This is a genomic window from Pseudovibrio sp. Ad46, from assembly GCF_001623065.1.
In the GTDB taxonomy this organism is placed as follows: domain Bacteria; phylum Pseudomonadota; class Alphaproteobacteria; order Rhizobiales; family Stappiaceae; genus Pseudovibrio.
Genome location: NZ_LMCG01000001.1, coordinates 31054 through 57490 on the forward strand (window position 1 = coordinate 31054; position 26437 = coordinate 57490).

Sequence of the window (26437 nt, forward strand, 5' to 3'; positions counted from 1 at the left end):
TCTGAATGAAAGGGGCATATAATACGGCCAATGGGAGGCCTTATATGAATATCGATAGTATCCAAGATGTAACCTGCCTGCCTTTCACCGCCTTTGGCCCTGAAAGCGCAGAACCAATTATTTTCATCCATGGCTTTGGCGGCGACGCCAGCACATGGCGCAATATTCAAGTCCAGTTAGAAAACAAACGTCGCACAATAGCGTTTGACCTTCCTGCTCACGGACGTGCACTGGCCGATTTTGAGCCATGCAATGCTGTGGGCTCAGCAAAAGCCGTGGTGAAATCTCTCGATGCGTTGAAACTTGATCGCGTCCACCTAGTCGGTCACAGCATGGGCGGTGCAATTGCAACACTGATCGCCATGCGCAGTCCAGAACGTATCGCAAGCCTCACTTTGCTTGCTCCGGGCGGATTCGGTCCAGAGATCAATGCAAAGCTTCTGCGCCGTTACGCAGTTGGCCAAACCGAAGTAGAACAACAGGTCCTGCTGGAACAGTTTGTCGGTCTTGAATTCGAACTTCCAAGAAAACTGGCAGAGTATGTTGCCACACAGCGTTCCACTCCGGGCGCTGCTGAAGCACTCAAAGCTGTATCAGGACTTATTCTGGAAGGCGAAAGTCAGGGCGTACTGCCAACTGGCAAACTCGGCGAAATGCCAATGCCAATCAAGGTGGTCTGGGGCACGCAGGACAAGATCTTGCCAACCCGCCAATGCCATAAACTGCCAGGACCAATCGCCTGCCACGTTTTCGATCGTGTCGGCCACATGGTTCACATGGAGATCCCACAGGAAGTGATCCGGCTAATTCTGGAGAACACCCGTTAAAGCCAACATCCCACCTTAGTGCTGGGCTTTGACAAAAAGAGCGTGCCGGAGATCTCTCTGGCACGCTTTTAAAATCACTGGATTAAGCTGGTGGAAGCAGTCCGTCTTTCCACTCCTGCCCAATCACCCGACGCGCCATCATGTGAGAACGCGGATGGTTGATACTATCAACCGCAATCAGCTTGCCCTTTTCCAGATACGCGACATAGAAGCTGTCGGAACTTGTATCCCCAACAAGCACAGCCTCATCGTATCCATTAGACAATCCGGCAATCTGCAGTTTGATATGGTGCTGGTCAGACCAGAACCACGGCAGAGGATCATAATCATGACTGTGATCATGGTCTGGATCAGTCAATGCAACAGCAACTGCTTTTGCCTGATCAATCGCATTTTGAACGCTCTCCAGACGAATGCTACGTCCATAGCGCTCTGAGAAGAAGCGAACACAATCACCACAGGCATAAACATCCTCGTGGGAGGTCTGCCCTGCTCCATCAACCAGAATACCGTCATCCACATCCAGGCCAGCTGCTTCAGCAAGCTCCGCATTCGGCACGGCGCCAACAGCAGAAAGCACCAAATCACAGGGAATTACACTGCCATCAGCAAGTTTCACGGAAGAAACCTTGCCGTCAGCCCCTTCAATACTGGTCACGCCGGTCCCGCAAAAAAGCTCTGCTCCGTTGCCGGAATGCAAACCATGGAAGAACGATGAGATGTCAGGCGAAACCACACGTTTCAGCAGGCGTTCCTGCGCTTCCAGCACAACAACATCAAGCCCCATGTTTTTTGCAACAGCCGTCACCTCCAGACCGATATAACCACCACCGATAACAACCAGTTTCTTGCCCGGTACAAAGAGTTGCTTGATGAGCTCAACATCACCAATAGAGCGAAGCGTCACAACGCCTTCCAGCTCAGCACCCGGCAATGGCAGGTCGCGAGCGCGGGTTCCGGTTGCAAGCAGCAACTTGTCCCAGCTTAGCTCTTCACCGCTTGCCAGCGTGACACTTTTCTTTTCCAGATCAATGCTTTCGACATGCGCATTGACTTTCAGATCGATATTGTTGGTTTCATAAAACGCTTCAGGACGAATAAACAGCGCATCCGGCTCCACATCTCCACTCAGAAACTTCTTGGAGAGCGGTGGGCGTTGATAAGGCGGCTGAGGCTCGTTTCCAAGCATCACAAGCTCACCTTCATATCCCTTTTGCCGAAGAGTTTGCGCGGCCTGCACACCTGCTTGTCCAGCACCCACCACAACAATCTTATTTATCATTCTCAAAACCCGTATTAGCCGCAGAAAAACACCACAACAGATCCGTGCTGTCTGCTTTGCTCAACAAACCCGTACCGCAAAAGCAATGTGGCGCTTAGCTCTGGCAAAAACCAGAGCAAGCGCCACATTTAAAATGAAAATTTGTGAAGATCTTAAGGTCGTATCTCTGAAAAGTGCCTCGCGGTTTTCAGAAAAAGATACGCCAGGCAAATCCCTAAAGCAGTTTGAAGCCGTCGAAACGAAAGCAAACTGCTTTAGGCAGCACGCACTTTTTCAAGGAATGCACCAACAGTATTGTTGATGTGATCTGCCTGACGAGAAAGCGCGTCGGCAAGATCAGACACTGTCCCGCCAGTGCTACGTGCATTGCTGGATGCATTTTCAACCATCTGCATTGCACTCGCCCCTTCCTGAGAGCTCTGCGTCGCATTCGCCACATTCTCAGTAATCGACTGAATAGCTGCGTTCTGCTGCTCAACAGATGCCGCAACAGCCGCTGCGATCTGGCTCATTTCGTGAATAACATCACTCACATCACCAATAGCACCAACCGCTTCCGCTGAGGCCTCCTGAATGGAACCAACCTGTTGTGCAATTTCTTCGGTTGCCTGAGAAGTCTGGTTTGCCAGCATCTTCACTTCCGATGCCACCACAGCAAAGCCTTTGCCGTGCTCACCTGCACGGGCCGCTTCAATGGTCGCGTTCAAAGCAAGCAGGTTGGTCTGGTTCGCAATATCACGAATGAGCCCAACAGCTTCACCAATACGGTTTGCGGCATCACTTAACAGATTCATGGTTTCAGCAGTTGCCTTGGAACCTTCAACCGCACGGTCTGCAACACTCGTTGATTGCTCAGCCTGTCCAGCAATCTCGTTGATAGACATGGCCAGCTCTTCCGTTGCAGCAGATGCACTGGAAACATTCTCAGCAGCACTCTCAACGGCACGACCAGCAGATACGGCTTCTTTCGATACGTTGTCTGCAGCAGATCCCACATCATTAGAGGCTTTCCCAAGCCCATCTGCAGCGCTGTGCAGACTATTCAAAGCCTCAGCAACGGTCTGCTCAAAACCAACAATGAGATTGTCGACTTGCTCGGCACGGGCCTGTTTCTCAGCATTTTCATGATCTTGCTGATCCTGTAGCATCCGGCGCTCCTCAATATTGTCGCGGAACACCTGAAGTGTCTGCGCCATCGCGGAAATTTCTTTACCGCCTTTATTGAGAGGGATCACAGCTGACAAATCATTCTTCGCCAGCAATGCCATAGCATTACGCAACGCATTCAGATTACGCAAAATACCGAAGATCAGGAGAGAGCCAAGAATGAACAGCGTTAGTGCAATACCACCAACTGCAATACCCAGATAAAGGTTTGTCTGCTGTGTGGTCTCTGTCAGACGCGCCTGCGCATCATTCGCGCCCTGCACTGCAGAGTTTTTCAGCTCATCAAGCCGTGGCGGTAGAAGGTCAAACAGATTCGCCAGCAGCTCAGAACTCGTCGCCCGCTTATCAAAGGCCTTAGAGTAAGCCTCAAACGCCTTCTTGTAGGCCAGCATATTGGTTTTGACCTTCTCAGCAACAGCCGGGTCAATTTGTGCTCGCGGCACGGTGCGCTCATAACGGGAGAATGCAACTTCAAACGCACCCAGAGAATTTTGGCTACCCGTAAGCGCATAGTCCAGTTGCGCACGCGCCAGATCACTAAACGTATGCATCAGCTTCAGCGTATTAGGGTCTTTGCTACGTCTGTGCTTTTGTTTAACAGCGGATTCTGCCTGAGAAAGCGCGGCGGACAGCTCTTTCTGCAAGCCACGGTCCGCATCATATCCAAGCGTGGACTGGTAGCCATGCAACATCTCAAAGGCACCACTGATTGCATCAATCGTGTCCCGTGCATCAGAGATCTCAAGGAAATAATCCATGGCAACCGGGAGCGCATTTAACTCCTGCAATTCAGTCTGCGCTTCACCAACCAACGTGTCGAATCGACTTTTCAGACTGTCACTCGGCACATTTTCATAATCTTTCTGAGTCGATTGCAGCACACCTGCGGTAATTGCAATTGTCTGGCTCAGCTCAGCAAGTTCGGTGTATTCTTTCGACTGCAGAAAGGCAGCCTCCGTTTGCTGTTGGCTCCAAAGATAAACAAAGCCAACACCACCAAATCCGATAAGTGTCAGAATACCAAGAGCAATTGCCCGAAACCGAATACTTACATTTCGAGTTAACGAGAAAACTTTATTTCCCGTAGAAGAAATAGCCTGCTTCCAATTTACTCGCATCGGAGACCCCTAGACCGATAAAATTACTAATAGTATTTTTAATTATTCCTCACAGGTATAGGTTCAAATCGTTTAAAGATTACAAATAATGCATCGCACAAATGATTTTGTTGCTCACCCCACCCAGCGTCATGTGCTAAGGACGCATAAAAATAAGACACACCATTGCTCTCGCTTACCAAATTAGTTCCCATTATCTTCGTTTTGCTCTGGTCCACCGGTTTCATCGGTGCCCGCCTTGGAGCGCCCTACTCAGAGCCTTTTGCGTTCTTGAGTCTCCGCTTTTTGCTCGTCCTGCCGTTGATGGGCATCATCATCTGGTTGTCTGGCAGAAGCTTTGCTTTAACGCGCCAGCAGGTCCTCCATGCCGTCATCACAGGCATGCTGGTCCATGGCATCTATCTCTCGGGGGTCTTCTGGGCCATCGACAACGGGATGCCAGCAGGCGTAACCGCTCTCATCACTGGTTTGCAGCCTTTCATCACCGGCACACTTGCATATTTCCTACTGAAAGAAGATGTGACGCCGCGCCAATGGATCGGCCTGGCCGCCGGGTTTGTTGGTATCGTGCTGGTGATCCTGCCTAAGATGGGAAGCGGCGTTGCGCAGATCCCTCTTTGGACTGTAGCAGCCGCCTTTGTGGCAACCCTTGGCATCGCCTTCGGCACCACATGGCAAAAGCGTCAGCCATTGAATACTGATCTGGTTACAGGCATCTTCTACCAGTATTTCGGCGCCTTGCTCATAACGCTGCCGTTGTCCATGACAGAAAGCTGGGTCATCACCTGGTCAGGGGATTTGATCTTCGCGCTGGCATGGCTGGTCATTGTGTTGTCTGTGGGGGCAGTCCTGCTGCTCATGTACCTGCTCCAGCATGGAGCCGCGTCAACAACAGCAACGCTGTTCTACCTGACACCCGTCGCAGCGGCTATCGAAAGCTACTTCCTTTTCGGAGAGACGCTCAACTTCATTCAGCTGATTGGCATGGCAATCGTTGTGGTAGCAATCGCAGTTTGTCGGCCAAAGCAGAAAGCTTAAGCTCAGCCTTCTGCATCAGAACAAGGACCAGCCTCAACACGCTGGTTCACGCGGCGAACACGCATAAGCGCCGCATTAAACTCGCCGCCCAAAATAAAGATGACGGCTGTCAGATACATAAAGATGATGGCCGTCATGATACCAGCTAGACCAGCATACAAAGACACATAGTTCGCCCACCGCGCCAAATAAGCACCAAAAGCTGTACCAGCGATAATCCAAAGGATCATGGTCAGTATAATACCAGGCAACACTTCAAAGAAGCTACGACGGCCAGCCGGCAGATACATATGAGCTGCCAGCAGTGCAAACATCAGCAACAAAGATGTGATGCCATAACGGACAATATTCGCCTTGTAGCTAAACTGCTCCATAACCGGTGCCAGATGAACAGCCCATTCCCAAGCCAGCGGACCAAACACGATCAGGAACGTTGAAACCATCAAAACAGCTGTTCCAATCAGAACCGCCAGAATGGATTGTGTTCGGCAGAAGAACCAACTGCGATTATCTCGAACACGATAAGCACGGTTCAACCCGACTCGCATGGCCTCAACTCCATTGGACGAGAACCACAGCGTGACGACCACACCAAAGGTAAGCAAATCACCACGCGGCTGAGTGAGAACAGCTTTGATTTCGCCGGAAACCGGACCAGCCACGCGTTCGGGCCAGACATCAAAGATCAACTCCGTCGCACTTTGTGCAACCGAGTTCAGACCAAGAAAACCAGAGAACGCCGCCACAAATATCAAAAATGGAAACAGAGCCATCAACGATGACAAAGCCACATGGCTCGCCACTGCATAGCCATCATCAGAGTTGAAATGCCCGAGAGCATCTGCAAGCACCTGATACAATTTTCCCCAAAGGCCACGTTTCTTCATAAAACTGATCTGGTCTGTCTCTCTGTAAGTTTCAAGTTAGATAATAGACGGGACTTCAAGAAATATTCATGAAGAAAGCTCCCACCTTTAGGGCATTGCACAAATACACATCCCATTTAAGTTTGCAGTGCACAATGACCGAGTGGATTGAGGGAGGCAAGCCGTGTCGGAAACGGTGAATACAATAGAACAAGCAGTCGCACCATCGAAAGAAACACGTGCTCAGGCGCTAAAATCTCTTGAAGCTCTGCTTGGCATCGCGCGCAAAAACGTAAAACTGCGCGTATTGAAAGATGGCCGCATCGCCTCCGCTCTCATGGAGCAGGAACAGCGCGCCACCCACGGTCTTGCCTGGCTTGCAACTTATGTGGAAGCCCTCAAGCAGCTGAACGCATATGGCGAACGGCTGGAAACCGAAGGCACTTTCGGCGAAGTGGAAAGCCTGATCCTGCGCATTGGCCTTGCAGAATACACCGCACAAGTCTTTGGCGGGTTGCCAATGAGTCAGGGCGAAATCCTTCGTCTCTCTGATTTGGGCATCAGCCGCAGTGAAGCAAACAGCCATCACACAGAAGCTGTTGAAGCAGTCATTGCAGACGGCACCCAACCAGCTCTGCGCACGCGTCTTGCAGAACTCATGCAGCACGCAGAAGGTCAATCCACCATTGGCGCAACTGGACTGGACGAGACCTACGAGCAAATTCGCGAAGAGATGCGAAAGTTTGCCGAAGCAAAGGTCACTCCGTTTGCTCACGAATGGCACCTGAAAAACGAATACATCCCTCTTGAGATCATCAATGAGATGGCAGAGATGGGCGTATTCGGCCTGACGATTCCTGAAGAGTTCGGCGGCATGGGTCTTGGCAAAGAATCCATGTGCGTGGTCTCAGAGGAACTCTCCCGCGCCTATATCGGTGTTGGCTCCCTTGGCACCCGCTCCGAAATTGCAGCAGAACTCATTCTCGGCGGCGGTACGGAAGAACAGAAAGCCAAGTGGCTCCCACGCATCGCCTCTGGTGAAACTCTGCCAACCGCAGTCTTCACCGAGCCAAACACCGGCTCAGATCTCGCATCACTAAAAACACGCGCAGTTAAAGACGGCGACACATGGAAGGTCTCCGGCAACAAAACATGGATCACCCACCCGGTCCGTGCCGACATCATGACCCTGCTCACCCGCACCAAACCGGAAGAGCCTGGTTACAAAGGCCTGTCCATGTTCATCGCGGAAAAGCCTCGCGGAACAGATGCAGACCCATTCCCGGCTGAAGGCATGTCAGGTGGCGAGATTGAAGTTCTCGGCTATCGCGGAATGAAGGAATACGAAATCGCGTTTGACGGTTTTGAAGTCAAAGACGAGAACCTGCTGGGTCAGGTGGAAGGTCAGGGCTTCAAACAACTCATGCAAACCTTCGAGTCCGCCCGCATTCAAACTGCCGCCCGTGCAATTGGCGTCGCTCAATGTGCTCTGGACCTTGGCCTGCGTTATGCGCAAGAGCGTGTCCAGTTTGGCAAGTCACTCATCAACTTCCCGCGTGTATCTGACAAGCTCGCCATCATCGCCTGCGAAACCATGATCGCCCGCCAGCTCACCTACTTCTCTGCTTGGGAGAAAGACAGTGGCCGACGTTGTGATCTGGAAGCAGGCATGGCGAAACTACTGGGCGCACGCGTGGCCTGGGCTGCAGCAGACAACGCATTGCAGATCCATGGCGGCAACGGCTTTGCACAGGAATACCCGATCTCTCGCGTACTCTGCGATGCACGTATTCTCTCAATCTTTGAGGGGGCAGCAGAAATTCAGGCGCAAGTTATCGCACGCCGTTTGCTGGATGAAACCGAGCTGTAAAGCGTTTTCCCGAAAAGAACAGGAAGCGCGACTATTTCCGTCGCGCTTCTTCATAAACTGAGAGTTCAAGGCGCTTATCCATAAGCGTCTTTCTTATTTCAAATCGCTCGTCAGTCTTGGTCGCAGCTTTAAGCTGATCTTCCAATGTGGAGATCTCGCGGCGCAGAGTCAGTTCTCCCTGAATGCTACCACCAGCTCCATTCACCACACTCATTTGTGCGCTCTGAGCGAAATTTGTCCCGGACCTTCTGGGGATAGGTTTTCCCGCACCTTCAAGGTGATCCATAGAACCATTCATCTGTGATCGGCGAATTTGTTGCTCGATTAGTCGATCCATTCCCATAAACAGACCTCTATCCTTTGTTTTTCTTAGATCAATTTCTCTGATGACTGTGGCTGCAACATGTTCATATGCAATTTTTCTAAATTTTTTTGCTGAATACAATTAACTTACAATCGGACCAAATTATCGATTTTAACTTTACAGTAACAAATTCACCATCTCCGGTTGCATTATGCAATTTGCACGGTACATTTTAGTTAAATTTTTATTTAATTTATACCGAACTGGAGAGCGCGATGTTGCGGCCTCTTATTTTTGCAAGTCTTATCGTGGGCTCAGCACTGGCATTAGCTGGTAGCACCTGGGCACTAACCCAGACCCGCGCCGTTGGCCCGGGCCTTACCCAAATCAATGCCCCCTCTAAAAATGCGTTGAAACCAATTTCCACCACCAGCAAACTCATACGCTATCCAGCAAAGTCCTCTCTGAAACCGCTCAAAGCAAAATCAAAGCTTGTACGGCTTGAGCCCAAATCAAAGCTGATCCGATATCGAGTGAAAACAGCGGCTAACACTATTCCAACTAAACCAGCATCATTGGCCTACGCGCATGTAACTGGCGCCCTCAGTTATGTCCCGCGTCAGGAACTAGACGAACTGCTCGCCTTCCTGAACAAGGACATCTATCAGCTGACAGGAACCCACTCAGCAGCAGGCTTAGTACACCAAACCTCATGGCGGCTGGAGAGACAGAGCAGTCAGATAGTAGAGAACGTCTCCTCCTACCTGCCCTAAGCGGTCCTACCCGCAGAGACGCGTGCACCAGTACGGCATCTCTCTCCCAATCAACTCATCACGTCAGGCAGCCAGCGGATAGCTTTCTTCCACCAAATACGGTCCGCCGCCCACTGCCGCTTTTGCTGAGAAGAGCACAAACCGCCCAGCGGTGAATGCAGGCGCTGAGAATTCACCACGCATCTCGAGCCAATGTGCCAACTCTGCAGGGGATGTCCCCCTCAACCGAGCCAATGTCACATGCGGCGTATATTTGCGCCGAGCTGCTTGCAGGCCGAGCCGCTGCAAGATGCGCTCTTGCTCAGCTTGAAGCTCAGCTAGCTCCTGAGTGGGCTCAACACGTGCCCAAAGCGCATGTGGTTTGGCTCCCCCAAACGATCCCAGCCCGGTCAGCTTGATCGTCAACGGAGCACGATTCACCCGTGCCAGCTCATAGGCAACTTCGTCAGCAATGCGATCATCAATATCGCCTATAAACCGTAATGTGATGTGGTAGTTTTCTGGGTCGATCCATCGAGCGCCGCGCAGCCCTCCGCGCATAAGGCTCAACATCATCCCTGTGCCCGAAGGCAGCTCTAGGCCAGTGAAAAGGCGAGGCATATCAGGACCCTCCACTAATGCAGATGATAAATTAGCTCACGTTTAACGCCAGAGTACAAGCAGAAAATCACAGCTCTACGAACATCTGGGGATTTTCTTTCCATCCCTTAAAACAAAAAATGCCGAAGCCCACACAAGGCTCCGGCACAATTCTGTCTCTACAGATAAAAGAGAACTATCTGCCAATCACGGACATGGATTGGAGTACTGCAGATGGATATCATTAATCCGTGCCACAACCTCGTCAGTCATCTCAAAGTCTGTTGCACGAATATCTGTCGCCAGCTGCTCCATGTTCGTCGCACCAATGATCACAGAGGTCACGAATGAACGGGAATGAGCAAACGAAAGCGCCATAACTGCTGGATCAACACCCAACTCTTCTGCCAGGTCGCAATACGCATCAATAGCTTTCTGACCAAACGGGTTCTCATAACGGCCAAGGCGCTTGAACAGTGTTTTACGCGCACCAGCTGGCAACGCACCATTCCGGTACTTACCAGTCAGATACCCCTGTGCCAGAGAAGAGTATGCCAGCAGACCAACATTCTCCCGCTGTGCAATCTCGGCGCCACCCACTTCAAACAAGCGGTTCACCAGAGAGTAAGCATTCTGGATAGACTGAACCCGTGGCAATCCACGCGCTTCAGATTCCTGCACAAATTTCATGGTGCCCCAAGGGCTTTCGTTGGAAAGACCGAAATGACGGATTTTGCCTGCTTTCACGAGCTCCTGCATAACTTCAAGAGTCTCATGGATCGCATTTTCGTCTTCTGCCGGGTCCGCATCCTGCCAGATGGTGCTGACAGAACCAAAGCCGGACACATTACGATCTGGCCAATGCAACTGGTAAAGGTCGATATAGTCTGTCTGCAAACGCTTCAGGCTGGCATCCACTGCTTCCATGATCTGCGCACGGGAGAGCTGGCTTGTGGAACCATCTTCACGATGCCAGTCCTGAGCAGAACGGCCAACAACCTTGGTTGCCAGAACAACCTTGTCGCGGTTACCGGATTTCTTGAACCATGTTCCGATAATTTCTTCAGTACGGCCTTTGGTCTCTGGCTTCGGCGGCACAGCATAAAGCTCTGCAGTATCGAAGAAGTTGATGCCCTGCTCTAAGGAATAATCCATTTGAGCATGGCCTTCAGCTTCGGTATTTTGTTCACCCCATGTCATCGTACCAAGACAGATGCTGGAAACGTTGAGGTCTGTACGCCCCAATTTACGAAATTCCATGTATTCCCCATTTGCAGCCCCAAGCTGCTTTTCATTCTCACGCCCTAATTGGACATAAAGGACAAAGATCCAGCCTCGTCCAAAGACAACGGATCATGCCCCGAATTCTGTTTTGCTAAATCTGCCTCATGGATGGAGGTGGGCAGAGGAAGTGGTCTGGTAAGCATACCAAGCACATCTTAGAAAAGTAGGATGTGTTTTTCCGACAGGAAGGCGCAGTAAGTCAATACTTTAAAGCAGACTCTGCGTTCCAGCCTGAAAAGGAAGAGTATCAGCTCTTATGATTTAGCCTGTTCGATGAGCAGTTCAACAGAAGGCAGAATTTTTTCGACAATGATCGAAACACCTTTACCCGTTGGATGCATGCCATCACCAAGGTTTAGCTCAGGTTCCGCTGCCACACCGTCCAGAAAAAACGGGTAAAGCAACGCATCATGCTTCTGCGCAAGATCACCATAGATGGAGTTGAACTCCTGACCATACTGATCACCCAGATTAGGCGGCGCCATCATACCAGCAAGCAGCACCGGAATATCGCGTGATCCCAACCGTTCCAGCATTGCATCCAGGTTTTTGCGCGTTATTGACGGATCCAGCCCGCGCAACGCATCGTTTGCACCCAGTTCAAGGATCACTCCGTCTACGTCATCGCCCACGGACCAGTCGAGCCGCGAAAGGCCACCAGAGCTGGTATCACCAGATACGCCAGCATTGACCACGGTGATGTTATAGCCCCGCTCTTGCAAAGCCTTCTCCAGCTTTACGGGAAAGGCATCTTCAGGTGGCAATTGATAACCAGCCGTCAGGCTATCACCGAAGGCAACCAGCTTCACCGGCTCGGCTCCATCCTGCGCCATTCCGCTTGAGGCACTTGCAAACACAAGGCCCAGCGCAACGACAGCACCACTGAAAAAACGCAGCACACCAGATTTAGCTTCAACTTTTCGTGATCCAGACATTCAAATACCTTAGATTTTTTCAAACCGAGCTGGACGATGCAATCCACCCTACCCATATGCTTCCCAAGTGCGGCTGCGACAAGAGCCGCCAACAAATTTATTATAAGATGTAATTCAGAGATTTGCATCGCCTGCACATCAAGGTAGAAGAATGACAGGTAATCCCGCATTAGACTTAAACGGCGTTCACCTCAGCCTGGGCCATGGCGCAGGCCGCACCCATATTCTCAAAGGTATTGATCTTTCTATCAGCACCGGCGAAAGCGTCGGCCTCGTTGGACCATCCGGCTCAGGCAAATCTACTTTGCTCATGGTAATGGCAGGTCTGGAACGCGCAGACAAAGGCACCGTCAAAGCCGCAGGGCAGGAACTCGGCGCAATGAGCGAGGATCAACTCGCCCGTTTCCGTGGTCAGAACGTCGGCATCATCTTCCAATCCTTCCACCTGGTCCCAAACATGACCGCTCTGGAAAATGTCGCTGTACCTCTTGAGCTTTCTGGTGACCTCAAAGCATTTGATCGTGCGAAGGAAGAGCTGGAAGCCGTTGGCCTTGGCCACCGCCTCAATCACTACCCAACTCAGCTTTCTGGCGGTGAACAGCAACGCGTTGCCGTCGCCCGTGCCCTCGTCACCAACCCTGAAATTCTGATCGCAGATGAGCCAACAGGCAATCTGGACGAAACTACTGGTGAGCAAATCATCGAGCTGATGTTTAATGCGCAGGAGCGCAAGAGCACCACACTGGTTCTCGTCACCCACGATCCGTCTCTGGCAGACCGTTGTCAACGCAAGATCCGGGTGCATTCCGGCACCGTTGAGGAAGAAACACCTGCTGTGCGTGAGGTACGCGCCCAATGAGCCAAAGCAACTCAAACGGTTTCCAGCCCGGCTTTGGCCTTGCTGCCCGTTTTGCCCTGCGTGAAATGCGGGGCGGCCTCAAAGGGTTTTACGTTTTCATCGCCTGTATCGCACTGGGCGTGGCCGCCATTGCTGGCGTTGCCTCCTTTTCCCGTGCGCTGACAGAAGGCATTTCAGCAGAAGGTCAGGCCATCCTTGGCGGCGACCTCGCATTCTCTCTCATTCACCGAGAAGCAACACCAGATCAGCTCGCCCACCTGCAAAGTATGGGCGACATCTCCAGAATCTCCAGCCTGCGCGCGATGGCCCGTACCGACACCGCAGGTAACCAGACACTGGTTGAGCTAAAGGCAGTTGATAATCCTTACCCGTTGATTGGTGAGTTCGACCTCTCCTCTGGCAAGGACCTGCAAGCGACCATCAACGGCAGAACAGAAGGCCTGCGCAATGCTGTGGCTGAAGTTGCCCTACTGGCACGCCTTGGTCTGGAAGTTGGTGACCAGATTGCCGTCGGCAAAACCGAGTTCCGCATCGCCGATACAATTGAGCTGGAACCGGACAAACTCTCGTCTGGCATGACAGTCGGTCCTCGCCTCCTCATCTCTCAGGAAGCATTGCAAGACACTGGCCTGATCCGCCCCGGCTCATTGGTCAACTACACGTACCGCGTCCGCATGGGCGACAACGTGCCGGAAGATCAGCTCCAGCAAGCCATTGACCGGACAAACAGTCAGTTCCCTGATGCTGGTTGGCGTATCCGCTCCAAGTTGGAAGCAGCCCCAAGCCTGCAACGGAACATTCAGCGCTTCGCCCAGTTCCTCACGCTCATCGGTATCACGTCCCTCGTGGTGGGCGGTGTTGGCGTGGCAAACGCTGTGCGCAGTTACATGGATACCCGCCGGGAAGTCATTGCCAGCTTCAAATGCCTCGGCGCATCAGGTGGCTTTGTCTTCAAGGTCTACCTTATTCAGATGATGGTGCTGGCCACTATCGGCATTATCATCGGCATGGCACTGGGCGCCTTGATTCCACTTGTCGCCATGGCAGCCTTGCAATCCATCCTGCCAATCAACGCAGTACAGGCGGTCTATCCGCTTCAGCTGCTGCTTGGCATGGCGTACGGCTATCTCACCGCCCTCGCCTTTGCCCTTTGGCCACTCGGCAGAGCACATGACATCGCACCAACCGTCTTGTTCCGGGATGAAGTCAGCACCCGCAGCCGCTATCCAAAGCCGCTGTATATCGCAGGTGCTGCGGTGACACTGGTTCTGCTTGCTGGCCTTGCCCTTGTCATGGCCTACGACAAAACCATCGCCATCATCTTCATCGGCGCATGTACCGGCACATATCTGCTATTGCTCGTCGTGGCCCGCCTCATCATGGCCGCAGCGCGGAAGGTGCCAACAGTCCGCTCTACAGAGCTGCGTCTGGCGATCACCAACATCTACCGCCCCGGCGCCTTAACACCATCCGTCGTGCTCTCACTCGGCCTCGGCTTGTCACTGCTGGTTGCTTTGGCACTGATTGATGGCAACCTACGCCGTGAGCTCAATCAGGCCGCTCAGGAACAGGCTCCAAGCTTCTTCTTCGTCGATATTCAAAACCACGAAAAAGACGCCTTCGAAGCTCTCGTTATTGAAAAAGCTGCGGGCACAGAGTTCAACGCAGTTCCAATGCTGCGCGGAAACATCGTCGCACTGAAAGGCATCCCTGCCTCAGACTATCCCGCTCCACCAGAAGCGGAGTGGATCCTGCGCGGTGACCGTGGCATCACATATTCTGAAACCTTGCCTGAAAACTCCGTTGTGACAGCAGGCGAATGGTGGCCGAAGGATTACACCGGTGAACCGCTCGTATCCTTCTCTGACGACAACGCCCGCGAGCTGGGCTTGAGTGTTGGCGATAAGATCACCGTCAACGTGCTTGGGCGTCAGATCTCCGCGAAAATTGCGAACTTCCGCACGGTGGACTGGGAAAGCATGTCCATCAACTTCGTGATGATCTTCTCACCAAACACTTTCGCAGGCGCACCGCACACCCATCTGGCCACCGTTGGATGGCCAGGCGAAGCCACCTTGCAACAAGAGCTTGATCTACTGAAGGAAGTCACACAAGCCTTCCCGACGATCACCTCAATCAGAGTGAAAGATGCAATCGCACAGGTAAATGACCTTGTCGGTCAGCTGGCATGGGCCATCCGTGGCGCCTCCTCCATCACACTCCTCGCAAGTGTGCTGGTTTTGGCAGGTGCATTGGCAGCAGGCCATCAAAGCCGCATCTATGATGCAGTTATCCTGAAAACACTGGGCGCCACACGCGGACGTCTCATCAAGGCATACATTCTGGAATACCTGATCCTTGGTGGCACCACCGCAATCTTCGCCCTCTTTACAGGCTCACTGGCGGCTTACTTCATCATCACAGGTGTGATGGAAGGCAGCTTCACCCTTCTGCCCGTAACGGCCATCACCGCCATTATCGGCGCTCTCATCTTCACAGTAGGCTTCGGTTTACTGGGCACTTGGAGAGTGTTGGGAGAAAAACCTGCACCCGTTTTACGAAATCTGTAAAACTCCGTGGACTGCATCAAGTAAAAAAGCGTTGATCAACGCAGATGCAGTCCACATCTCTCAGAATTATGAGTTAACAGACCAACTCTTCTATTTTCCGGCTAAGGTCTTGCACCGCCAGCAACATTACAACTGGTTAATAATAGGGTCCGGTTTTACCAAGTTTATACCAAAAGACCTTGCTTTAAGGGGCGATTTTACAAAAATCGGCAGGGTGCACTCTTGTCTTACGCCCTTTTTCCCACCATATTTGCTGATATGTAACTCGGGTCAGTCACCCGTGCTGTTTGGTATGACCAACAGCAAACACGTGTTTAACAAGAGAGAGGATCCACATGGCGACCTTCGACCGCAATAATTCTACGCGGTATGGAATGGCTGGCTCTCATGCCAATGCAGCCGCATTTGACGCTGGTCTGCGCGCCTACATGCTTCGCGTTTACAACTACATGGCAGTCGGTGTTGCAATCACCGGTGTGCTCGCACTGCTCACCTCAATGATGGCGACGACGACTGATCCATCTATGGCAGCAGCTCAGATGGGTAATACTTTGCTCACCAGCCTTGGTGTTGCACTGTATGGTAGCCCGCTGAAGTGGGTTGTTATGCTTGCTCCACTTGGTTTCGTGTTCTTCCTGAGCGCACGGATCAATAAGATGAGCGCATCCGCCGCACAAATGACCTTCTGGGCATTTGCAGCTTTGATGGGTGTTTCTCTCTCATCGATCTTCATCGTTTACACTGGCAACTCCATTGCTCGTGTATTCTTCATCTCTGCAGCTTCCTTTGGCGCGCTGAGCCTGTTCGGCTACACCACCAAGAAAGACCTCTCCGCTTGGGGTTCCTTCTTGTTCATGGGCCTGATCGGCATCATCATCGCGTCTGTGGTCAACCTCTTCCTTGCGTCTTCTGCTCTGCAGTTCGCAATCTCCGTGGTTGGCGTTCTGGTATTCGCAGGCCTCACCGCCTACGACACCCAGCAGATCAAGGAAATGTATGCAGCTGTTGATGACAGCGAAGTAGCAGGCAAGAAAGCCATTATGGGCGCGCTGCGTCTGTACCTGGACTTCATCAACCTGTTCATGATGCTTCTGTCCCTGTTCGGCAACCGCGAGTAATCGCAGCAGCCATCAGGCATACAAATCAGAAAAAGCCCGAGGCACCCGCCCCGGGCTTTTTTCTTGGCCAAGTGACACTGCAGATATAGGCTTCAAGCTGGCATCAGAAACATAGTCACACTGCAGGACACCAAATGTACGGACCGCTCTCACTGTTCCATTGGTATGAACGCAAGGTTTTCCAGTTCAGGGACTTTCACAAAGCCCACCCAACCATGGCCGAGCGCTACCATATGATCGCAAGCATTGTGGCTGTCATCGCCACTATCGCCGCCGCCATCTACCTGCCAGTTCTGCTGATACCTGCAGGAACTGCCTATGTTTTGCAGTCCCCACTTAGCTACATAATCAATCGGGCCAAAGAGAAACGAAACGACGTTTACAACTCCGCATTCCCGAGTAAGCGATGGTACGCCGACTCAAATCACTGGAAACATCACCAGCTACAATTCGCAGTCGTAAAAGCTGTATTCCCTGATTTATAGCCAGTTAAATGCATCCAACACGCACAGATAACCACAACGTAACCGCTTAGTTTTCAGGGGTACAACCAAATTTCACTAGCCAAGATCAATAAGAGGTTTTATTTTCTTAACGTAGCGTACCATATGTTTTTCTAAGCAATTTTCTGCTTGTTCCAACAGCATTTGTAGGGGCAAAAAATGCCAAGACACTCGCCTTGTGCCATCGCCAATGAATTTCTGAGACGCCGAGGCAGCTCTGAATACCCATCTCAGATGTACATTCAAAAACTCGTTGCCATCGCCAACGGCTGGAACCTCGCAATCAACGGCGAGCCATTAGTGAACTCAGCTCCCCAAGCTTGGAAAAATGGCCCAGTATTTCGGCAGATATGGGATTTCATAAAGGAAGGTGGGCACAAAGGCCCCAATTGTGAAATTGCAGATCCCGTCACCGGCCAGATCGTCACTGGTCGCATCAATGGTAGTGAGCAAGACATCATTGATCACGTCTGGAAGAAGTACCGTAACTACACACCACAGCAACTGTCAGATCTCACCCATCAAGCGAATTCTCCATGGGCCCATGCCTACTTCGAAAAAGGGAGAAACGCAGAAATCGATACAGAACGCACCCGACAATATTACATCAAACTCGCCTTAGCGGGCCGCTCTCACGCAGAAGAAGAGCAGTCCATACAAACAGCGGGTCGGATCAATGCCGCCTAACGATACATTCGAGGACACACTCGAAAAGCCACTCACTGTGGATGACATTGACGCAGCCGTCTCCAAGCTCCCTATTGAGGTGGATCCTCCCGCCAAGATCGGGTTCGAGCAGCTGCTGAAAGACCGTCAGGCCCTTTCTGACGACAACACCCTGCTTCAGAACGAGCTGATGGAGCTTAAGTCACGGCTCGCGACCAAGCAGGAGCTGGACGCCCTCATCAAACCCTACGCAGGCAAAGCCTACTGGTTCATGTGCGTGTATTGCGGCACAGTTGCCCTCATCCTCGTGCTGGCAGGCTTCAAAAATGTCTATGGCAACTCGTTCAATCTGGCCGACAGCGTACTGGAGTTCCTCGTAGGCAGCACTGCAACCACCGTCATCGGCCTGGTCGGCATGGTGCTCACCGGCATCTTTGTGGGCGCTCGAAAATAGCGCCCCACACGCTCTACAGCGTATCTCCGAAAAATGGAAACCGATTTTCGGATAAAGATACGCAAAAACAAAGACTAAAGCAGTTCAGGTGTTTCAACTTAAATGCGAACTGCTTTAATGACCGGATAACACCAACACCTTGACTGGGAAAGCCAACGCCTGGAACCGCAAGATCAACGCGTGCATGATCGAGGTCGCATCCACCATGTGATAGTAAAGGCCGCCCCAGAACCCAAACTCACCCGCTGCAATCTGCTCACCATAATTGCTGTAGGCATTGGCAATGCACTTGCTGCCGGGAGGAATACCATTCGTATCACCGGGATAAAGCGGCTCCATGATCACCAGCAAGGTTCCCGGACGCGCAACATCCTGCGCATCCACCAGCTGATCCGTCGGGCGAAACTGACCTGAGGAGATAAAGTCCTGTGTATCCACCACGACCATCGGAATAACCTCAAACGGTCGCGACGCACAGGTGATCTCTGCCGCCATGCCAACCTTGATCACAGTAGCAGTAATCTGCCCAAAGCCCGCCTGAAACCGCCCATACCCCGTCGTAGAAGGCACGAGAATACCAGCAGGACGTAGGATCGGGCTTACAATATCACCCGGCTGAAGAATGAACTGCGTGATCACACCATCAACGCCAGCATAAACAAACTTCTTGTGATAGGCGGACTCCGCCTGATGCAGCCGCGCAATCGCACTGGTCCGCTGTGCAGGCAGGCTCACGGTGATCTTCGTCTGCACGATATCCCGGTTAGCAACAGCCGCATCCAGCTGCCCTTTGCGCACAACCACCTGATTTTCGCGCGTATCAATTTCTTTCTGCGTCACCACATCAGAATTACGCCGTTGCAGGTCCAGCGTCCGCTCCAACTCACTGACGGATTGATTATAGGCGCCCTGCGCCTGAGAGATCATGGCTTCCGCACTGATCAGCTCAGAGTTCGCCAGCTGAATCTCAGCATCAATTTCATCCACTTCACTCTGCGCCGTATCCACCTGAGCTTTCTCAGTAGAGGAATCCAGCGTAAACAGCAGTTGCCCGGCCTTCACATGCTGGTTGTTCTCCACCACCACCAGATCAACCCGCCCCGCCGTTTCCGGCAGGATGGAAACGGTGCGATACAGCGACAGCACGTTGGACGTGGTTGGGTGATAGAAGAAAACCAGCGTGATCAGCGCAATGGTCAGCATCAGCGCCCCGGTAATCCCCCAGCGCAGTTCATACCACACCGTAAAAAACGTAATCTCGTGCCCGATCCGCTTACCCTGCTTGTAGCGACGAAACAGGTAGTCCGGCAGGATCGTCACGAGCGAGCAAAGAAGAAACTCAATCATTCTGTTTCTTCCCCTTTATCGTCTTGCGCAAAGAGTTGGCGATGGTGTTCAGCGGCGTCTCGTAATCCGGCAGGTTAATCGCAGCCAGCAGCAGCGCTGCAATCCAGAAGTAGTTGTTGTGCGTGAACAACGCCAACACCGCCAGTAGGGCCACGATCTGCATATGCGACCGCCCATACTTGTGCGCCATCTTCTCTGGCAGGGCATGCAGGGAAAAGTAAAAGACACCCGCCAGCAACACCGCACCAATGGCGATGAAGATGGTGACCACCATCAAAACATCTGTACTGCCCGGTGCAGTGATGAAGATAGGAAGATGCCCAGCGAATTGCTCATGTTCGCCACCAGAAGCCATAGCCTGTACCGCTCGTCTCTCAGGGGTTGCATGGTGCCAGCGCAGAACGCGGACGGAATGGAGCATCTTTCATGCCCCATTCATGGTTACCCTGAGAGAAACAAATCGGGAGAAACTCGGCGAAAATGGAAGGTTTCGAGCCTTAAGGTAAAGGCCCACTAAGCGAAAACAGATGAATTGAAATCAAACCGCAGCCAGCTCTTCCCGTGCCTTCAAAAAGAGCGGCGCCAGCGCCTGCGACAACGCAAAGCTCTTCTCCGCATCTGCTTCCGTGTAGGCATGGTCTGCATCCAGCAGGTTCACCGTGCCAATCACCTCGCCAGATACCACCACAGGCAGGTTTAGCGTTGCACCAAGCCCCATGGCCGCGATCTTCTCATGATCGGGAAAGTAGTCCTTCACATCTTCAATGGTGTACCCAAGAAACGGCTTCTGCTGCACAAGCACGCGCTCATACCAGCCACCTTCTTTTTCAATCGGCTTGGTGCCAGAGGTGCCATAAGAGCCTTCCGCGCTGGAAAACAACCGCACCACATGGCTCCCGTCAGGATGCGTCACCGTAAGCGTAAACAACTTGTAACCGGGAAACTTGGAGAACAACACGCCCGCTTTCTGTGCGGCCTCCTGCAAGCTGGAGCTCTCCGCTACAGCCTGCACAAACTCAATCTGATCAACCACTTCAAATGCCTGCAATTGTGAAATGCAGATACTGTAACTCCTCCGCGCTGACCATCAAGTCAGAGAAACTCAACTATGCCTCTTTCAAAGATCAGCCACGCTTCAGCTCTTTAAGGCCATCGTCATCCGTATAGAACTTGTCGTCGATACAGCACTCAGCTCGCAAAAACTGCAGAACTTCATCCAACTGCTCAAACTGAGCAACACAGTAAAGCACCCGCCCCTCGCGCCGCTGTTTGATCAAGCCTGCAGAGGCCAAACCAGACAAATGATGCGACAGTGTTGAGCCCGGAATCTCCAGTTCTTCCTGCAATGTACCCACGGCAAGGCCTTTATAGCCAGCTTTTACAAGCCGCTTATAAATTGCAAGACGCGTTACATGTCCAAGCTCTTTCAAGGCCTTAGCAGTTTTTTCGATATCCATCTCATTCACCAGAATTTTCTATATTTCGACATTACTAGAAATATCTTGACATGAAAACCTATTATTCTATTATTTCGACAAATCCGGAAATGTCGTAATAAGGATCATACCCAATGTCACTGTCCTCTGAAATGCTCATAAGCAGCCTGGAAATGTTCGCAGTGCTTGCTGTGGAACTGACGATCCTCTTTCTGGCGATCAGTTACTTCGTCGGCATCTTGCAGGAATACATTCCGCCAAGCCGCGTGCAGAAGATCCTCAGCAGTCAAAACGGCAAAGGCTATGTCACAGCAGCAGCGCTTGGCGTCATCACCCCATTCTGCTCCTGCTCCACCATCCCGTTCCTGAAAGGCCTGCTCCGTGCCCGCGCTGGCTTTGGAACCATGATGGTGTTCCTATTCGCCAGCCCACTGCTTAACCCGATTATCATCGGCCTGTTCGCGGTGACTTTCGGTCTGGGTGTCACAGTGTTCTACTTCACCATCGCATTGGCGGTTTCCATCATCGCAGGTTACACGCTTGAAAAGCTTGGCTTCGAGAGGTTTGTGAAACCAGAAGCCTACGCTGCCCCATCCACCTCTTCATGCGGCAGCAGCTGCAGCGGAAGTGCGCCAGTTCAAAGCAAATGGGCAAGGGTATGGAACTCAACATGGGCAGACTTCAAAAAAGTCCTGCCATACCTCATCGGCGGCATCGCCATCGGCTCAATGATCTATGGCTTCATGCCAACAGATCTGGTGTCCTCTTGGGCAGGTGAAAACAATCCACTCGCAATCCCTGTGGCCGCTATCATCGGCATCCCGCTCTACATCAGAGCAGAAGCCGTGATCCCCCTCACCGCAGCACTTGCAGGCAAAGGCATGGGCCTCGGCGCAATCATGGCTCTCATCATCGGCAGCGCAGGTGCCAGCCTGACAGAGGTAATCTTGCTGAAATCCCTCTTCAAAAACCAGATGATCGCCGCCTTCCTGGTCGTGATCCTGGGAATGGCCGTCAGCGCAGGCGTACTCTATTCGCTGATCTTTTGACCCTAGAAACCTCAAAAACCCTGCAACTCACGCAGATCAGACCCTACTAACAATCAGGTTAGTGGGGGGCTTAAGATTAGAAGCCGCACAAATTTTCGCCCTCAAGATTAGAAACTTAAATTAAGCCACCGATGACATACAGCGCAAATCAGGAGCACGCTGACAAGACAAACCTACATTATTCTTGCGATCGAGAAACACGCCTGAACAATGCTGGCTAAGCATAAGAAAACCCGTTGAGAAAATCATCGCGAGATTGTTTCATATATCTAATATTTTCTTGTAAGGGGCATGGGTTGTCTCCCCATTCCCTTACCACGCTTCTTACGAGCAAACTTCCTTGGTCGATTGCGTACGATCTTGCCTTGCACCTAAGTAGAGCCACAGTGGGGTCTCGTTTACTGGCAGTCGTGACGATTCATAGTGAAATCACCCATGAAGTTATCTTTCAGATCTGTGTAATGATAGATTAAGGTGAACTTGGCTTTTTGGACAATGGGCTGGCTACACATGACTTGTACAATCGGCTGTTTTAAAGAGTTTTTGTCCTCCTCTGTCAGCACAAACCATTCGCCACCTGTATCCAGCGTGTATCTGTATGTCAGCGTTTTTTTGGCTGCGTTTACATCAGCGCCCACCCACATGGTATATTCATCAACCTTCATAGGCATTTGTTCAAATGCGGGCTGTAGACTTTTCAAAATGGCCGCTTCTAACTGTTGGTCTGAGCTATTTGCCCAAAACTGTTTAACTAGTCCGCGGGCACCTACAAAACTAGCACCGATGACAAGTGCTATTAAAATTTTCCTAGCACCATTTTTAATTTTGCCATCAGTTCTCAAAAAATACATTATCGCCATCCTGTGAAAACCATTTTAAAGCCTGCCGAGCAACCAGTAGGGCATGATAACATCATGCATGGTGAAGGATAGATACTTCGATTCTGGCAAAAGATGTCGAGATCATTCTAGCGTAGCGTACTATTTGGGCATTTATCAGAAATGCCCGTAACTGGTCAGCTCATTCTCTCAGCGTTATGTCCAGTCTCAGCAGAGTCTCAATTAACTTGAGCTGATAATCGAGGTAATCTCAAGTCGCAACAAGTAGCGGCTGATTTCTAATCTCGAATGATCTCCAGGAAGTCTGGGCCAAACCGTTCTAGTTTGGACTCACCAACACCAGAAATCTCCAGCATCTCTTCAAGCCGCTGAGGACGTTCAACGGCCATTTCAATCAGGGTCTTATCATTGAAGATCACATAAGGAGGCACATTCCGCTCTCGCGCCAGTTCCATCCGCCGCGCTCGAAGTTTCTCAAACAGCTCCTGATCCGCAATGTCATCAATCTGATCCCGCGCTGGCGTCTTAGTCCGGCGCTCCATCTTCGCAGAGTTGGCAAGCTGGTCCACCTTCAACTCAATGGTCCGGCGTTCCTTCAAGAACTCCATGCCCAGCGCCGTCATCTTCAAAGCCCCATGAGCATCGTGATCAGCATAGATCAGGCCAGCAGCCAGCAGCTGCCGGGCAATGGCGTTCCACTTGATCTTGTCGAACTCACCGCCAATGTTGAACGTCGACAGCTGGTCATGCCCACGTGAGATGATCCGCTCACTCGCATTACCAAGCAGAACATCAATCACGTAGTTCGCCCCAAAGCTCTGCCCCGTGCGCAAAATGCAGGAGAGCAGCTTCTGCGCGGCAATAGTCCCATCCATAGTCTTCGGCGGATTCAAACAGGTATCGCAGTTACCACAAGGCTCGCACTCATCGCCAAAGTAGCGCAGCAGAACAGAGCGCCGACAGGTCGCCGTCTCACAGTAAGCGAGGAAAGACCGCAGCTTCTGCCGTTCAATCTGCTTCTGGCTCTCTGGCGCTTCACTTCGGTCAATCATCTGGTTCAGGAACACAACATCCTGCATACCATAAACCAGCCACGCCTCAGACGGCAGGCCATCACGCCCAGCGCGGCCCGTCTCCTGATAATAAGCCTCAATGTTCTTCGGAAGGTCCAAATGCGCCACAAACCGCACGTTGGGCTTATCAATGCCCATCCCAAACGCGACCGTGGCAACCATGATCATGCCTTCTTCCTTGATGAAGCGATCCTGATTGGCCTCACGTACCGAACTGTCGAAACCCGCATGATAAGGCAGCGCATCAAAGCCCTCATCAACCAGCCAAGCAGCCGTCTCCTCCACCTTCTTGCGCGACAGGCAGTAGATGATGCCACTTTCGCCAGCTGGCCGATCTTTCAGGAAACGCCGCAACTGCTGCCTCGGATTACTCTTGATGCCCACGGTGTAGGTGATGTTGGGCCGGTCAAACCCGGAGGAAATCAGGCGCGGCAGATTGAGGCGCTCTTGAATGTCCTTCCGCGTCGGTTCATCCGCCGTTGCGGTCACTGCCAGACAAGGCACACCCTCAAGCTTCGCCCGCACATTGGTCAGCTCACGATACTCAGGGCGGAAATCATGGCCCCACTGGCTGATACAGTGCGCTTCATCAATCGCCAGCAGCGCAATCAATCCGCGCTGGTTCAGCTCTTCCAGCAAACCAACAAACTCAGGCCGCACCAACCGTTCCGGCGCCACATAAAGCAGATCCAGCTCCCCAGCCCGAAGATCCCGATAAGCGGCCTGAATGTCCTCACGAGAAAGCGCGGAGTTGATAGACGTCGCTCGCACCCCAAGCTCGCGCAGTGTCGCAATTTGGTCCTGCATCAGCGCAATCAGCGGAGAAACGACAACACCCACCCCACGGCGGCACAAGGCAGGCACCTGATAGCACAGCGACTTACCCGCCCCCGTCGGCATAAGAACACAGCAGCTCTCACCAGCCATTACGCTATCAATCACAACCTGCTGATTGCCGCGAAACGCGTCATAGCCAAATATTTTTTTCAGAACATCATGTGGCGAGGCAACAATATCTTGCGCGAGGGTCATGAGCAGCAGCACTTACCTAAAGGGATTTGAGAGGTCTTTCCTAATCTCTACCGGTCTGAAGCAAGCACGCAAGGCTTATCTGCTGCTCGAGCACAAAATCTTACCATGGCCCTTAAGGCGCACGGCCTCACTCCGTCTCACCGATACTTCGCAGCAGAGATAAACTCACCAAAGGTTTCGCACCACACCAGCACGGTGTTGTAGGTCTCAATGTCAACGCCCTCAGGCACATTCAGCAGGAAGCCGTCGAAGGTTTTGACGTCACCGATCAGAACCGAGTTGTCTTTGATTGGTAGGAACTCATCTTCATGCTCAACGAACTCAGGGACCAGATAAACCTTGTAATCCGGACCCGGTGCGAGACGCCCCTGATGAACGATCATCTCTGGAGAGATACTCACCTTGCCCTCACCCCAATGCAGGAAGTCACTGCCACGCAGGTCGCGGTTAAACTCCGCAGAATATTGCGCGTTCTGAGCTTTCTGCTCCAGTACGGCGGTCTCAGGAGAATCCGGTGCAGTCAGGATAGGCAGGAAGTAGATCCCAAGCGCAAAGCCAACAACAAGCACTATGGTGTGCGAAACGAGCAATGCAACAAAACGGATCATAGGAGTTCTCTCGGTTTACAAGGTCAAAATCATTATGATCATAAAAGCGATCACATCAAAGTGTCTAGCAACCACATATGAGGATGGCAACAAAGCTACCTCATTGTAATCAATCCCAAAATCTCAAAACACTGCGAAATAGCGTGAAGAGCCCACTGTTTCCTAATCGGTGCTCATATCACCTCAAAACACCCTTCTTTCACACACAAAACATCTTTATTTTCAATAGGTTAATACTATCTACTCTAACCAAATGAGTGACCTTAGCCTGTTTATCCATGAAATATGCAGACTTAACATTCATCAAGTAGATTTACCTAAATGCTGTTTAGCCTCAGCCCTTTAACCCCCTAGGACAAAAGGTCTGAATTATGAGCGAAAAAACTTTATACGAACGCCTCGGCGGCTATGACGCGATTTCTGCAGTCGTCAACAACCTCCTCCCACGCCTACAGAGCGATGAGCTGCTTGGACGCTTCTGGCAGAACCGCGGTGATGATGGGATTGCCAGAGAAAAGCAGCTCCTGATCGATTATCTGGCAAACAGCGCCGGCGGACCTTTGTATTACACAGGCCGCGACATGGTGATCACACACACTGGCATGGGCATCACCGAAGCAGATTGGGACGTATTTTTAGCCCACCTGAAAGCCACTCTGGAAGCTTTCAGCCTGCCAGAAGCTGAGTTCAACGACACCGTTGGTTTCGTGAGCAGCCTGAAAGAGGAAATTCTGGTTTAGCACCCCGATTATTTTCCAGAGCATTTAAACGCGCATCCCCCGGTATCTGGCCGCTGAGTTCAGGCCGGGTGATGCTTCCTTACGCGCAACCCAACCATTG

The 26437-nt window shown here is 51.8% G+C and carries 26 protein-coding genes; 12 read left to right on the top strand and 14 right to left on the bottom strand.

Going from position 1 to position 26437, the window contains the following annotated elements; all coding sequences use genetic code 11:
* Positions 1 to 44: 44 nt before the first annotated feature.
* A complete protein-coding gene (locus PsAD46_RS00150; RefSeq protein WP_063291181.1) occupies positions 45 to 827 on the top strand; it encodes an alpha/beta fold hydrolase in 783 nt (260 codons plus the stop codon).
* An 82-nt stretch (positions 828 to 909) separates the two neighbouring features.
* On the opposite strand, the gene PsAD46_RS00155 is transcribed toward PsAD46_RS00150, so the two are convergent.
* Together PsAD46_RS00155 and PsAD46_RS00160 are read right to left on the bottom strand one after the other, a co-directional pair.
* Entirely contained in the window at positions 910 to 2109 is a 1200-nt protein-coding gene (locus tag PsAD46_RS00155; RefSeq protein WP_063305911.1) for an FAD-dependent oxidoreductase, read from the bottom strand.
* A gap of 254 nt (positions 2110 to 2363) precedes the next feature.
* Positions 2364 to 4394: a HAMP domain-containing methyl-accepting chemotaxis protein gene (locus tag PsAD46_RS00160; RefSeq protein ID WP_063305912.1), complete on the bottom strand. Its 2031-nt coding sequence runs from the start codon at positions 4392 to 4394 to the stop codon at positions 2364 to 2366.
* 165 nt (positions 4395 to 4559) lie between these two features.
* Here PsAD46_RS00160 and PsAD46_RS00165 point away from each other — a divergent pair, with 165 nt between their 5' ends.
* Positions 4560 to 5432 carry a DMT family transporter gene (locus PsAD46_RS00165; protein ID WP_208981588.1) on the top strand — a complete coding sequence of 291 codons (873 nt, stop codon included), beginning with the start codon at positions 4560 to 4562 and terminating at the stop codon, positions 5430 to 5432.
* Positions 5433 to 5434: 2 nt separating this feature from the next.
* Here the strand turns inward: PsAD46_RS00165 and PsAD46_RS00170 are convergent, their stop codons facing one another.
* Complete coding sequence (locus PsAD46_RS00170) at positions 5435 to 6319, bottom strand: YihY/virulence factor BrkB family protein (protein ID WP_057463480.1); 885 nt, start codon at positions 6317 to 6319, stop codon at positions 5435 to 5437.
* Positions 6320 to 6482: 163 nt separating this feature from the next.
* Between PsAD46_RS00170 and PsAD46_RS00175 the strand changes: the two genes are divergently transcribed.
* Positions 6483 to 8168 (top strand): acyl-CoA dehydrogenase family protein, encoded by a 1686-nt coding sequence (locus tag PsAD46_RS00175; RefSeq protein ID WP_206599607.1) that lies wholly within the window; start codon positions 6483 to 6485, stop codon positions 8166 to 8168.
* Positions 8169 to 8199: 31 nt separating this feature from the next.
* Here the strand turns inward: PsAD46_RS00175 and PsAD46_RS28495 are convergent, their stop codons facing one another.
* Positions 8200 to 8511 (bottom strand): DnaJ family domain-containing protein, encoded by a 312-nt coding sequence (locus PsAD46_RS28495; protein ID WP_208994694.1) that lies wholly within the window; start codon positions 8509 to 8511, stop codon positions 8200 to 8202.
* 236 nt (positions 8512 to 8747) lie between these two features.
* Between PsAD46_RS28495 and PsAD46_RS00185 the strand changes: the two genes are divergently transcribed.
* The gene (locus PsAD46_RS00185) at positions 8748 to 9245 is read left to right on the top strand and encodes a hypothetical protein (RefSeq protein ID WP_063305913.1); all 498 of its coding nucleotides are present in this window, start codon (positions 8748 to 8750) and stop codon (positions 9243 to 9245) included.
* A gap of 63 nt (positions 9246 to 9308) precedes the next feature.
* Here PsAD46_RS00185 and thpR read toward each other — a convergent pair whose 3' ends face one another.
* The 3 genes from thpR to PsAD46_RS00200 all read right to left on the bottom strand — a co-directional run bounded on the left by thpR (position 9309) and on the right by PsAD46_RS00200 (position 11941).
* Positions 9309 to 9845 carry an RNA 2',3'-cyclic phosphodiesterase gene (thpR, locus tag PsAD46_RS00190; RefSeq protein ID WP_063305057.1) on the bottom strand — a complete coding sequence of 179 codons (537 nt, stop codon included), beginning with the start codon at positions 9843 to 9845 and terminating at the stop codon, positions 9309 to 9311.
* A 186-nt stretch (positions 9846 to 10031) separates the two neighbouring features.
* The gene (locus PsAD46_RS00195) at positions 10032 to 11084 is read right to left on the bottom strand and encodes an aldo/keto reductase (RefSeq protein WP_063305058.1); all 1053 of its coding nucleotides are present in this window, start codon (positions 11082 to 11084) and stop codon (positions 10032 to 10034) included.
* 278 nt (positions 11085 to 11362) lie between these two features.
* Complete coding sequence (locus PsAD46_RS00200) at positions 11363 to 11941, bottom strand: arylesterase (protein WP_208980975.1); 579 nt, start codon at positions 11939 to 11941, stop codon at positions 11363 to 11365.
* A 253-nt stretch (positions 11942 to 12194) separates the two neighbouring features.
* Here PsAD46_RS00200 and PsAD46_RS00205 point away from each other — a divergent pair, with 253 nt between their 5' ends.
* The 6 genes from PsAD46_RS00205 (at position 12195) to PsAD46_RS00230 (ending at position 18213) form a co-directional block, all read left to right on the top strand.
* Entirely contained in the window at positions 12195 to 12902 is a 708-nt protein-coding gene (locus tag PsAD46_RS00205) for an ABC transporter ATP-binding protein (RefSeq protein WP_063291175.1), read from the top strand.
* The gene (locus tag PsAD46_RS00210) at positions 12899 to 15472 is read left to right on the top strand and encodes an ABC transporter permease (RefSeq protein WP_063305914.1); all 2574 of its coding nucleotides are present in this window, start codon (positions 12899 to 12901) and stop codon (positions 15470 to 15472) included. The genes PsAD46_RS00205 and PsAD46_RS00210 overlap by 4 nt, the downstream gene beginning before the upstream one ends.
* A 335-nt stretch (positions 15473 to 15807) precedes the next feature.
* Positions 15808 to 16590, top strand: a complete 783-nt coding sequence (locus tag PsAD46_RS00215) for a Bax inhibitor-1/YccA family protein (RefSeq protein ID WP_057463488.1) — start codon at positions 15808 to 15810, stop codon at positions 16588 to 16590.
* Positions 16591 to 16724: 134 nt separating this feature from the next.
* Positions 16725 to 17075 (top strand): hypothetical protein, encoded by a 351-nt coding sequence (locus PsAD46_RS00220; RefSeq protein ID WP_063286057.1) that lies wholly within the window; start codon positions 16725 to 16727, stop codon positions 17073 to 17075.
* Positions 17076 to 17252: 177 nt separating this feature from the next.
* The gene (locus PsAD46_RS00225; protein WP_208980967.1) at positions 17253 to 17780 is read left to right on the top strand and encodes a Panacea domain-containing protein; all 528 of its coding nucleotides are present in this window, start codon (positions 17253 to 17255) and stop codon (positions 17778 to 17780) included.
* Positions 17770 to 18213 carry a hypothetical protein gene (locus PsAD46_RS00230; RefSeq protein WP_057463491.1) on the top strand — a complete coding sequence of 148 codons (444 nt, stop codon included), beginning with the start codon at positions 17770 to 17772 and terminating at the stop codon, positions 18211 to 18213. The genes PsAD46_RS00225 and PsAD46_RS00230 overlap by 11 nt, the downstream gene beginning before the upstream one ends.
* A 114-nt stretch (positions 18214 to 18327) precedes the next feature.
* On the opposite strand, the gene PsAD46_RS00235 is transcribed toward PsAD46_RS00230, so the two are convergent.
* The 4 genes from PsAD46_RS00235 to PsAD46_RS00250 all read right to left on the bottom strand — a co-directional run bounded on the left by PsAD46_RS00235 (position 18328) and on the right by PsAD46_RS00250 (position 21017).
* The gene (locus tag PsAD46_RS00235) at positions 18328 to 19560 is read right to left on the bottom strand and encodes a biotin/lipoyl-binding protein (protein WP_063286059.1); all 1233 of its coding nucleotides are present in this window, start codon (positions 19558 to 19560) and stop codon (positions 18328 to 18330) included.
* On the bottom strand, positions 19553 to 19981 hold the full coding sequence (locus PsAD46_RS00240) for a hypothetical protein (protein ID WP_208980968.1): 429 nt from the start codon (positions 19979 to 19981) through the stop codon (positions 19553 to 19555). Before PsAD46_RS00240 ends, PsAD46_RS00235 begins: the two co-directional genes overlap by 8 nt.
* A 117-nt stretch (positions 19982 to 20098) precedes the next feature.
* Entirely contained in the window at positions 20099 to 20593 is a 495-nt protein-coding gene (locus PsAD46_RS00245) for a GAF domain-containing protein (protein ID WP_208981589.1), read from the bottom strand.
* 91 nt (positions 20594 to 20684) lie between these two features.
* Positions 20685 to 21017, bottom strand: coding sequence for a metalloregulator ArsR/SmtB family transcription factor (locus tag PsAD46_RS00250; protein WP_063286436.1), 333 nt, complete (start codon positions 21015 to 21017; stop codon positions 20685 to 20687).
* 113 nt (positions 21018 to 21130) lie between these two features.
* Between PsAD46_RS00250 and PsAD46_RS00255 the strand changes: the two genes are divergently transcribed.
* Positions 21131 to 22045 (top strand): permease, encoded by a 915-nt coding sequence (locus tag PsAD46_RS00255; RefSeq protein ID WP_063294446.1) that lies wholly within the window; start codon positions 21131 to 21133, stop codon positions 22043 to 22045.
* Positions 22046 to 22443: 398 nt separating this feature from the next.
* On the opposite strand, the gene PsAD46_RS00260 is transcribed toward PsAD46_RS00255, so the two are convergent.
* The 3 genes from PsAD46_RS00260 to PsAD46_RS00270 all read right to left on the bottom strand — a co-directional run bounded on the left by PsAD46_RS00260 (position 22444) and on the right by PsAD46_RS00270 (position 25597).
* The gene (locus tag PsAD46_RS00260; protein ID WP_063305064.1) at positions 22444 to 22896 is read right to left on the bottom strand and encodes a hypothetical protein; all 453 of its coding nucleotides are present in this window, start codon (positions 22894 to 22896) and stop codon (positions 22444 to 22446) included.
* Positions 22897 to 23162: 266 nt separating this feature from the next.
* Positions 23163 to 24989: a DNA helicase RecQ gene (gene recQ, locus PsAD46_RS00265; RefSeq protein WP_208981590.1), complete on the bottom strand. Its 1827-nt coding sequence runs from the start codon at positions 24987 to 24989 to the stop codon at positions 23163 to 23165.
* A 137-nt stretch (positions 24990 to 25126) separates the two neighbouring features.
* On the bottom strand, positions 25127 to 25597 hold the full coding sequence (locus tag PsAD46_RS00270) for a DM13 domain-containing protein (RefSeq protein WP_063305917.1): 471 nt from the start codon (positions 25595 to 25597) through the stop codon (positions 25127 to 25129).
* Positions 25598 to 25968: 371 nt separating this feature from the next.
* On the opposite strand from PsAD46_RS00270, the gene PsAD46_RS00275 reads away from it, so the two are divergent.
* Entirely contained in the window at positions 25969 to 26337 is a 369-nt protein-coding gene (locus PsAD46_RS00275; RefSeq protein WP_063286064.1) for a group 1 truncated hemoglobin, read from the top strand.
* Positions 26338 to 26437 lie beyond the last annotated feature (100 nt).